We start from the raw sequence: 10,347 nt of genomic DNA on the forward strand, positions 1-10,347 counted from the left end.
CCTAGTATAATAAATATCATATAATAATTATCATAATAGTTGTGAGTGCGACAGAAATGAAACTCGACAAATTTGACCGCGAAATCCTTCGCGTGCTGCAACAAGATGCCACTGTTTCAATGGCAGACTTAAGCCAGCAAGTAGGGCTATCACACACGCCATGTTGGCGAAGAGTGAAACGTCTTGAAGCGGAGGGCATTATCCTTAAAAAGGTCACCCTTCTCAACGGTAAAAAACTCAATCTTGGCGTTTCAGTATTTATCTATGTAACGCTAAAAAACCACGATGGTGATTCACTCACTGATTTTGAAAATGCAGTGCAATCTATCGACGAAATTGTTGAGTGCCATACCACCAGCGGTGAAAAAGATTACTTACTCAAAGTCATCGTCGAAAGCATCGAGGAATACGAGTACTTGCTAAAATCCAAGTTAACCCACCTTCCTTTGGTTGATCACCTCAGCTCAACCTTTGCGCTTAAGCAAGTGAAAAATACCACGGCACTGCCGATAAAAAACAGCTAAGTAACAACGCGCCTATGATTTAGGCGCGTCACTTTGGTTTTCTGGTAGAGCATCTGCGAACGCAGGCAAAGCCGCACAGTTTTCATCGATCTTTTTAATCAATGGGAACTGCGTCAGATCTACATTAAATCGTTTGGCGTTATACACTTGTGGCACCAAACACACATCAGCTAACGTCACATCAAAGTCGAAGCAATATTTTCCCGCTTGTGTCGCTAAGCGCTGTTCAATTCCTTTAAACCCCTGTTCTATCCAGTTCCTGCACCAAGCTTGTTGCTGCTCAGAACTGGCACCAAACTGCGATTCAAGAGTCTGTAATACGCGTAGATTACCTAAAGGCTGAATGTCGCACGCAATATCATGGGCCAGCGCGCGAATACGGGCTTTTTCCACCGAGTGGTTAGGCAACAGCTTAACACCGTTGTCGTAACGCTCGTCTAAGTATTCAATGATACTAAGTGATTGGTTAAGGATAATGTCTTCGTCATCGTCGACAAAAGTGGGGACAAGCTCAGCAGGATTCATTGATTGATAGCTCGGTTTGCGCTGCTCTCCGCCATCTTTAACCAAATGCACGGGTACGTATTCGTATTCCAGCCCTTTTAAATTGAGCGCAATACGTACGCGATATGTCGCCGAGGAACGCCAGTACCCATAAAGTTTTAAGCTCATCACAAGCCTCGTTTTTAATTATTGTTAGTTTAAGTATAGGTGGGTCTGTAAAAAGTGTGAATCCTTTGACCACAAAGGTATTTTTACTATAGTCAAGAAAACCTGCCATCTATGGACAATGGCAGGATAGCAGGGGATCAGGTCTAGAGTGACGTTACCGTTTGGTTGATATCCCCAAAAATAGATTCACCGTTTCCGTCTTTCATAGAAATGCGAATGCTGTCACCAAACTTCATAAATGGTGTGGAAGGTTGGCCATCTCGAATGGTTTCAATCATGCGTACTTCGGCAATACAGGAGTAACCCACTCCACCATCCGCAATGGATGAACCATGATCAGTCCCCTGCTTATTCGACACCGTACCTGAGCCCACAATTGCGCCAGCACCGAGATTCCGGCTTTTGGCTGCATGAGCAATCAAAGTGGCAAAGTCAAAGGTCATGTCTTCCCCCGCATTGGGCTTACCAAATAAACCGCCGTTTAGTTCGCTCAACAAAGGCAAATGAAGCTTGTTGTTTTGCCAATGTTCACCGAATTCATTCGGTGTCACGGCGACAGGCGAAAACGCACTTGCGGGTTTTGACTGGTAAAAACCAAAGCCTTTGGCGAGTTCTCCAGGAATGAGACCACGCAATGACACATCATTCACTAGCATGACTAGCTTGATATGTTTTGCTGCATCTTGGGCCGAAATCGCCATTGGCACATCATCAGTAACTACGGCTATCTCGGCTTCAAAGTCCACGCCCCATTCATCACTGGGCAACACGATATTCTCTGTTGGTCCAATGAAGTCATCTGAACCACCTTGGTACATAAGGGGGTCACTCCAGAAAGACTCGGGAATTTCTGCCCCTCGCGCTCTTCTAACAAGCTCCACATGATTCACGTAAGCACTGGCATCAGCCCAATGATAAGCACGGGGAAGTGGAGACAGGCACTGAGTTTGGTCAAACACCTGCCCTTCGATATCTCGATGATTCAGCGCGTGATATTCAGATGCCAGTTTCACACTGATCGATTCCCAGCTATCCAATGCTTGCTGCAACGTACTGGCCGCTTGCGCTGGGCAGCACAAGGTTAAATCCCGACTTACCACCATTAATTGGCCGTCTCGGGTTCCATTTCTATAGGTTGCTAACTTCATGATTATGCCTCCCGAGGCTTGTTAGCATGGCTACGCCAACTGTACACATATTGTTTATTTTCTACCGATGCTGCTTCGTCGCTAAAATGCAACGCGTCTCTCGTATCTAGCATCACTGCCACTTCGTCTATAAAGTCTTTTGGCTTCTCAATACTGTTTGCATACGCTTTGGGGTGTGGACCGTGTGTGAATCCAGCAGGATGGAAAGTCACCATGCCGGCGTCGATATTGTCGCGACTAAAGAAATTACCCGCGTGGTAAAACAGCACTTCATCGAAATCGTCGTTGTTGTGATAAAACGGGACTTTGAGCGCACCGGGATCACTTTCAACTGGCCTAGGTACAAAGGTGCAGATCACGAATCGTGAAGCGACAAACGTGGTATGTGCAGAAGGTGGCAAATGATACCGATGACTCATGATCGGGCGAATATCTCGCCAATTGAGTCGTACAACACTTAAGTCACCATGCCAGCCCTGTGCATCCAGAGGGTTGAACGGGTAAGTAATACGCGATATTTGATTGTGGCGCTTAACTTCAACCTGCCAAGTCTCTTCTGTTTGTTGGGCTAAAAAGGTGTCATTGATATCGGGTGTATCTAACACTGCAGGGTCAAATACAGCATGACTGCCTAACATCCCCTTATCCGGCAACTGATAGCAATCATTAGTGGCTTCTATCAGCAAAATTACCATGGGCTCTTTTGGACTCATTCGCCACATAGTTGAGCGCGGGATAACGATGTAATCGCCATCTCTTACTGTCATGTGACCATAATCACAAAACAAATCACCGCTGCCTTTGTGAATGAATAACAACTCATCGCCATCTGCGTTGCGCGCAAGACGTTGCATTGGGCTTTCGCAATGCCAAATGCGATAACGACAATGCGCGTTGTACAAAAGCACTGACGCTTGGAATGGCGAATTCAACGGTTTGTTGGCGGCGAGTTCGTTAAGATCGAATAAACGCGGGCGAAGCTCCCCTTCCCACTCCGTCCAGCCTGTAGGTGCATGCTTATGATGCATATGAGTTGCGGCACCAAAAAAACCATCGCGCCCGATTTCCCGTTCGAAAGGCGCACGTTCTGGCAAATCAGCGTGCGCCTGCCTTGAACACACGCCTTTTGCCAATGGAAATTGAATGCGATTACGCATGCGCTTTGTCTTCCGTGATCACACCGCGGCGGATCTGATCTTGCTCAATCGACTCAAACAGCGCTTTAAAATTACCCTCTCCAAAGCCTTCATTACCCTTGCGTTGGATAATTTCAAAGAAAACAGGCCCAATCACGGTATCGGTGAAAATCTGCAGTAAAATGCCATCCTTCATAGGCGCGCCATCAATGAGAATGTTCAAGCGATGCAGTTCATCTAAAGACTCTCCATGCCCCGGCACACGCTTATTCACAGCTTCATAGTAAGTGTCTGGCGTTGTCATGAAGTTCATGCCTCGCGCCTTCAGTGCCGCCACTGTTTGGTAAATGTTGTCTGTCGACATAGCAATATGCTGAATGCCTTCACCGTTGTATTCGCGGATAAACTCTTCAATTTGCGATTTGTCGTCCGAAGATTCATTAATTGGAATACGGATTTTGCCGCATGGAGAGGTCATGGCTTTGCTAACTAGCCCCGTTAGCTTACCTTCGATATCGAAATAGCGAATCTCTCTGAAGTTACCGATATTTTCATAAAACTCTGCCCACACTGCCATGTTGCCACGGTGAACGTTATGAGTGAGGTGGTCGACGTATTGAAGCCCTGTATCGGCTTCTGCCATTAACGATTGCCAATTATCGTAGAAGTTAAAATCAACATCGTAGATGGTGCTATCACCGTAACGATCGACAAAATACAAGGTACTGTGGCCAATTCCATAAATAGCCGGAATATTGAGTTCCATAGGCCCTAAGTTGCCAATAACAGGTTTGCCGCCATTATCAATGGCATGTGCGACTGCCGCACCAGCATTTTGTACTCGAAATGCCATTCCACATACACTTGGACCATGTTTTGCCGCAAACTCTGTTGCGTGGGAAGAAGGTTGCGCATTAACAATAAAATTAACGTCGCCCTGCTTATATAACCACACCGCTTTTGAACGATGCTTTGCCACTTCGGCGAAACCAAAGGTACTGAAGAGTTCTTTTAGCGCTTTGATGCCCTGCTCATCTGCAGCGGTATATTCAACAAATTCAAATCCGTCTGTGCCTAGCGGGTTATAGTTTTGTGCTTCCACGTTATTGCTCCCATATTAACATTATGTTCACAATAAACCCGCTCAAGAGGTTTTGGGAAGTCGCAGTCGCTCTCAGGCTCATCAACAGGTGTAAAGCTAAAGCGTACCTAAATATTTACACTGCAAACCTATCAACTTTCAGGCACAAAAAAGGGCCAATTATCAATAATTAGCCCTGCGATAAAAACTGTCAGTGTAACTTAAAAGATTACAGTTTAACGGTAGATTTATTAATGCCGTATTCCCGCAACTTATTAGCAATCGCTGTGTGACTCAATCCTAGCTTTTTCGCTAGTTGACGAGTACTCGGATACGTTGGGTACAAACGTTTCAATAAGTTCTTTTCAAACTTTTTCACTTCTTCGTCCAAAGTACCTTCAAAGTTTTCATCGATGTAGGTCATATTGGGCGTACAATTAGGTAACTGAATATCTTCTTTGGTAATTTCGTTGCCATCTAACAGCGACAATGCACGATAGAGCGCATTCTGTAACTGTCGCACATTCCCAGGCCACGGATATTGCTGCAAGAAATCTACGCACGATTTACTCAATGCGGCAGGACGACGCCCTAGCTTAGTACTGTGCTGCAAAATAAAGGATTCAGCCAAGGGTAAAATGTCGGGTTTTCTTTCACGCAATGCCGGCATGACCAACGTCAAAACGTTTAAACGATAGTACAGGTCTTCGCGGAACTTGCCATCTTCCACAAGCTGGCCAAGGTCGCGGCTCGTCGTACAAACAAACCTCACATCAACAGCTAACGCTTTGTCATCGCCCACTCGACGATATTGACCATCTTCTAAAACACGTAACAATTTGGCTTGCAACTGAGGCGACATATCCGCCACTTCATCAAGTAACAAGGTGCCACCAGCGGCGAGCTCCAACAGGCCAGCTTTCCCATCAGGTTGATTAAATGCCCCTGCTGCGTAACCAAATAATTCGGTCTCGGCAACATTATCAGGTAATGCGCCACAATTGAGGGCTAGGAATTCGTGCTCACCACGGCGACTGGCTTGATGACAAGCTCGCGCAATGATTTCTTTACCCGTACCCGTTTCACCAAAAATCAGTACGGGGGCGTCAAGATCGGCAATGCGCTTGGCGTCTTTCACCGCTTTTGCCATAACGCCAGACACAGTAACAAACCGGTCAAAGCTATCGTTTTGCAATTGGTGGAAGGTATTAAACTGCTGACCAAGTCGAATCTCTGATTTCAGCATCACCACAGCGCCTGCAAGTACCGGTTTTTTATCGGCGTCAGACACAGTAACGGGCAATATGTCGGCGACGTAATCTTGTTGTATAAATTTCACCTTACTGCTGTATGGCCGAGGCTCATTGTTCTCCAGCCAACGACTGAAGTTAAAGCCTTTCACAAAATCGCCAATCTCAAGGCCTTCTAAATCGGATGCTGATAACTCCAAGCCGCTGCTCACCGATTCATTTACCATCAGCAAATGACCTCGCGTATCAATTGAAAATACAGGGTCTGGTAATGTTTGAATGATCGCAGTTAACTGATTTCTCTCTCGTTCAGCAGGCATAAAAGGAGTTGTTTTTACATCCTCGATACCTTCTATTCTTCTTATTTTTGGCATCAAATGCTGAAAGTCAGCAAATTCAATATTCGGGAAATTGAGGAAGATTTTGCCTACCTCGTCAATTTCAATGCCACGTAAATCAATTTGATGGGCCACTAAAATGTCGAGCACATCCTGTGTTATCCCCAATCGATCCTGACAACTGATTTCTAAACGCATAAACCGCCCACTATGTAAACCAACCTTTACAGAATATCATATTTTCGTTAATTAGGAATAATATCTGATACGCATCAATCGTGAGATTTGCTCACTTTATCTCGCTTTTTTAAAGGAAGGGAAAATAAGATAGGTCGAGGCGAGGGTCGCCCCTAGCCTCGAAATGAGCTTAATGGGTAATAAACCCAACCAGGTTTTGTAATTAGCCCGCTTTTTGCTTCGCCGGGAATTGAGGAGCAAGCAAACCGAGTTGATGCGCCTCTTTTACCAGCTGCATTATGTCCATGTCAGCAATGGCAAATAGGGCCGAAAAGTCGTTAAGAATATAATAAACAGGTTGCATGATATCGATGCGATAAGGCGTGCGTAATGCTTGTACAACATCCAATGGCGTTCTTGAAGGTGCTGCACTGTCTAACGCATAGCGCGTTTCTCCCGGTGATGAAAGAATGCCGCCTCCGTATATTTTTAATGCGTCCCCTTCCATAACCAACCCAAACTCAACGGTAAACCAATACAGTCTGGCAAGGGCCACCCTGTCTTCTTTACTCGCCGCTAAACCCAATTTGCCATACGTATGAGTAAAATGAGCAAAAGCGGGGTTGGTCAATAATGGGCAATGCCCAAATACTTCATGGAAAATATCAGGCTCTTGTAAATAGTCAAAGTCATCCTGACTGCGTAAGAAAGTCGCCACAGGAAATTGCTTGTTGGCGAGTAAGTTGAAAAACTCGCTAAAATTTATCAGTGCCGGAACAGCGACGGTTTGCCATCCGGTGCAGTCTTGTAACACATGATTGATATCGGGTAATTGGGGGACGCGGTCGGCAGCTAACCCTAAAATATCGATACCTTGTAAGTATTCCTTACACGCTCTCTCTTGCACAAGTGGCAACTGCCTGTCGTATAGCGCATTCCATCTGGCGTGCTCTTGTTCAGACCAAGAAATGTAACCTCGTTCATCACCTATTTTTGATTCATAATTGCTGGCTTTAACCATAGGGTATTTTATCTGGCGCTTTTACATCACCCTGCGAATGACAGCGCTTCTCCATTTATTCAACACGCCCCTAGTGTAATCATTCGCACCAGTCTTACTAGCAATCGGGCGTTGACACGGCCCATTCCGCGTAACATTTTTTTTACATCACGCTTTACACTTCTACCTGCAATAAAAAAGCAGCTTGGTTAGCTGCTTTTTTAAATTACGCGATATTTTTACAGTTGACTGATTTCTCGATTGAGCTGATATTCCCTAGATGTGACATAGGTTTCCATCTTTCTCAAACGTCGCTCAGTCTGAGCAAACTGATTTTGAATGTCGTGAAACGCCTGTTTGGGCGGCTCTCCCGCTTGCCAAACTTTGGTTTTCATTTCGACTTTCTGGTTGCTTTTGGCCGACTTATTCGACGCTTGGTTCTTCCAACCTTTGCCAAAACTCTGCCCTGAGGCCACAGGCCCCGAAGACTCAGGCACATATCCCTGTGGCTTTTTATCTAAAATAAACCAAGCAGCAATATATGAAACCAACACAAATGGTGCCGCGAGTAGGAAAAATGCCGTTACGGTGAGAATGCGAACAAGCCACACTTCTAGTCCAAAATACTCAGCAATACCTGCGCAAACACCCGCTATACGCGAGTTTTCAGAGTCACGATATAATTCCCGACGCTGGTTCATACCTTGCTCCTCCATTCAGGAGATTCACTATCCAAAATCGCTTCCAATGTTTCGATGCGCTCAGCCATCAACTCTGCTTTTTCTGCCAGTTGGTTCATCGTTACACGCTCTTCTTCCGTGAGTCCTTGATTGACTTGCTTCTTACTCCGGTAATGAAGAATCAACCATATAGGCGCCACAAAAATAATAAACAAAAAAATTGGGGCGACTAAAATGCCTACGATATCTTCGTCCATACCGTACCTCCTTTGCAAAATTGCCTGCTACAGGTATGTCGACACAGGCAATAAAAAATACACTTATTTAGTTGACGTTATGCTGGCTTATTTATCTGAATCTTTCGATTTCATTTTGGCTTTAAGTGCCGCCAGTTCGCTGTCTATATTGTCATCTGCTTCCAATTCTGCAAATTCGTCTTTCAACGATTTTTTACCCAAATCATAAGCTTCGACTTGTGACTCTAGGTCGTCAATTTTGCGCTCATATTGCTCAAAACGCCCCATTGCCGCATCCACTTTACTACTGTCTAATGTCCGTTTCACGTCTAAACGAGAACTTACGGTTTTCTGACGCAGTATAATTGCTTTTTGACGCGCTTTAGCATCAGACAACTTCTCCTGAAGCTGTGCAATCTCATCCTGGAGCTTCGTAATTTGCTCATCAACGACTGCCAATTCCTTGGTCAGTGCCTCTGCCGTTTCGATGCACTTCTTCTTTTCTTGAAGTGCAGCGCGGGCTAAATCTTCGCGTTCCTTACTGAGAGCCAATTCCGCTTTGGCCTGCCAGTCATCAGCTTCGCCTTCATACTTGGCAATTTGTGCACTGATTTCCTTTTTGGTGGCAAGTGTCTTAGCAGAAGTAGAGCGTACTTCCACTAATGTATCTTCCATTTCCTGAATAATGAGACGAACCATTTTTTCAGGATCTTCTGCCTTATCCAATAATGCATTAATATTTGAGTTCACTATATCTGTGAAACGAGAGAAGATACCCATAATTTTTACCTCTAGCTCGTGTTAATAAAAAAGCGTGAATTATCGCTATTGGTAGTTATACAAATAGCTTGCCAACTTCCCAACCAATGTAACCCAATGAAAAATAACATAATTATTTTGTTCATTTATTTATCGAATCATGTTTGATTTTCATCTACACTATTAATTGGTCGAATTGACTACTTTTTGAGGGAATTAATGAGTCGATATCGTCAACAAGACAACTTACTAGGGCAAGCAAACAGCTTTTTAGAAGTACTCGAACAAGTGAGCCAAATAGCGCCACTGAATAAACCTGTCCTTGTCATTGGTGAACGTGGAACAGGGAAAGAGCTAATTGCGGCGCGTTTACATTACCTGTCTCAACGTTGGGATCAAAACTACGTTAAGCTTAATTGTGCTGCGCTAAACGAGAGCTTACTTGAAAGCGAATTATTCGGTTATGAAGCCGGCGCTTTTACCGGTGCATCCAAACGACGCGAAGGCCGCTTTGAAGTTGCCCACAACGGCACCTTGTTTCTTGACGAATTGGCCAATACATCAGGGCTGATACAAGAAAAATTGCTTCGCGTCATTGAATATGGCGAATTTGAACGCGTTGGTGGAAGCCGCACGGTTAAAACTGATGTGCGCCTTATTGCCGCCACTAATGAAGACCTACCCAGCTTAGCGGAATCAGGAGAATTCAGAGCAGACCTTCTCGACAGGTTAGCCTTTGACGTCATCACCATTCCACCACTTCGTGAAAGAAAAGAAGACATACTGTTACTCGCAGAGAATTTTGCGATTAACATGGCACGTGAACTGGAAATGGAGCTATTTAGCGGCTTTACCGAAAAAGCAAAGCGTACGCTGCTTGAATATGAATGGCCTGGTAATATTCGTGAACTCAAAAACGTTGTTGAGCGCGCGGTTTATCGGACCAATAATCCTCACCTCCCAGTTCATGACATTATCCTTGACCCTTTTGAGTCTTCTTTCCGTCCCAAGGCCCGTATTAAAACAGCTGACCGTATTTATTCGCCAAGCCCTCAACAGGCGGCAAGCCCTGCGAGTACAAATGAAACCGTTATTGCCCAAGATGAATCTGCCAACGATGCCATTTCAACGCAAAACGTAAAATACGAAGAAAAAATAGTGTACCCTATCGACTTAAAAGAAAAGTCACAGCTGTATGAAATTGACATGATTCAGCAAGCCCTCGCAGACAGTCAATTTAATCAAAAAAAGACAGCAGAAAAACTGAGTCTGACATACCATCAGTTACGAGGTTACTTGAAAAAATACAACTTGCTGGAGTCTGCGAGTGCAGAGGAATAATCGCA

Annotated in this window: 11 protein-coding genes; 2 read left to right on the top strand and 9 right to left on the bottom strand. The window is 44.8% G+C overall.

Annotation, left to right across the window (positions count from 1 at the left end; genetic code table 11):
- The first annotated feature begins 56 nt into the window (after positions 1 to 56).
- The gene (locus tag ACXAH6_RS05485) at positions 57 to 524 is read left to right on the top strand and encodes an Lrp/AsnC family transcriptional regulator (RefSeq protein WP_474875637.1); all 468 of its coding nucleotides are present in this window, start codon (positions 57 to 59) and stop codon (positions 522 to 524) included.
- 12 nt (positions 525 to 536) lie between these two features.
- On the opposite strand, the gene maiA is transcribed toward ACXAH6_RS05485, so the two are convergent.
- From maiA to pspA, 9 genes are all read right to left on the bottom strand, one after another.
- Positions 537 to 1,196: a maleylacetoacetate isomerase gene (maiA, locus tag ACXAH6_RS05490; RefSeq protein WP_474875638.1), complete on the bottom strand. Its 660-nt coding sequence runs from the start codon at positions 1,194 to 1,196 to the stop codon at positions 537 to 539.
- A gap of 143 nt (positions 1,197 to 1,339) precedes the next feature.
- Positions 1,340 to 2,344, bottom strand: coding sequence for a fumarylacetoacetate hydrolase family protein (locus ACXAH6_RS05495; RefSeq protein WP_474875639.1), 1,005 nt, complete (start codon positions 2,342 to 2,344; stop codon positions 1,340 to 1,342).
- 2 nt (positions 2,345 to 2,346) lie between these two features.
- A complete protein-coding gene (locus ACXAH6_RS05500) occupies positions 2,347 to 3,501 on the bottom strand; it encodes a homogentisate 1,2-dioxygenase (protein WP_474875640.1) in 1,155 nt (384 codons plus the stop codon).
- Complete coding sequence (gene hppD / locus ACXAH6_RS05505; RefSeq protein WP_474875641.1) at positions 3,494 to 4,582, bottom strand: 4-hydroxyphenylpyruvate dioxygenase; 1,089 nt, start codon at positions 4,580 to 4,582, stop codon at positions 3,494 to 3,496. The genes ACXAH6_RS05500 and hppD overlap by 8 nt, the downstream gene beginning before the upstream one ends.
- A gap of 208 nt (positions 4,583 to 4,790) precedes the next feature.
- Complete coding sequence (tyrR, locus tag ACXAH6_RS05510; protein ID WP_474875642.1) at positions 4,791 to 6,347, bottom strand: transcriptional regulator TyrR; 1,557 nt, start codon at positions 6,345 to 6,347, stop codon at positions 4,791 to 4,793.
- 202 nt (positions 6,348 to 6,549) lie between these two features.
- Positions 6,550 to 7,347 carry a phenylalanine 4-monooxygenase gene (gene phhA, locus ACXAH6_RS05515; protein ID WP_474875643.1) on the bottom strand — a complete coding sequence of 266 codons (798 nt, stop codon included), beginning with the start codon at positions 7,345 to 7,347 and terminating at the stop codon, positions 6,550 to 6,552.
- A gap of 218 nt (positions 7,348 to 7,565) precedes the next feature.
- Positions 7,566 to 8,027: an envelope stress response membrane protein PspC gene (gene pspC, locus ACXAH6_RS05520; RefSeq protein WP_474875644.1), complete on the bottom strand. Its 462-nt coding sequence runs from the start codon at positions 8,025 to 8,027 to the stop codon at positions 7,566 to 7,568.
- Positions 8,024 to 8,263, bottom strand: coding sequence for an envelope stress response membrane protein PspB (gene pspB, locus ACXAH6_RS05525; RefSeq protein ID WP_474875645.1), 240 nt, complete (start codon positions 8,261 to 8,263; stop codon positions 8,024 to 8,026). The genes pspC and pspB overlap by 4 nt, the downstream gene beginning before the upstream one ends.
- A gap of 87 nt (positions 8,264 to 8,350) precedes the next feature.
- Complete coding sequence (gene pspA / locus ACXAH6_RS05530) at positions 8,351 to 9,022, bottom strand: phage shock protein PspA (RefSeq protein WP_474875646.1); 672 nt, start codon at positions 9,020 to 9,022, stop codon at positions 8,351 to 8,353.
- A 198-nt stretch (positions 9,023 to 9,220) separates the two neighbouring features.
- Between pspA and pspF the strand changes: the two genes are divergently transcribed.
- Positions 9,221 to 10,342, top strand: coding sequence for a phage shock protein operon transcriptional activator (gene pspF / locus ACXAH6_RS05535; protein ID WP_474875647.1), 1,122 nt, complete (start codon positions 9,221 to 9,223; stop codon positions 10,340 to 10,342).
- The last annotated feature ends 5 nt before the right edge of the window (positions 10,343 to 10,347 follow it).

This window comes from Alteromonas sp. ABE4_545 (assembly GCF_056161325.1).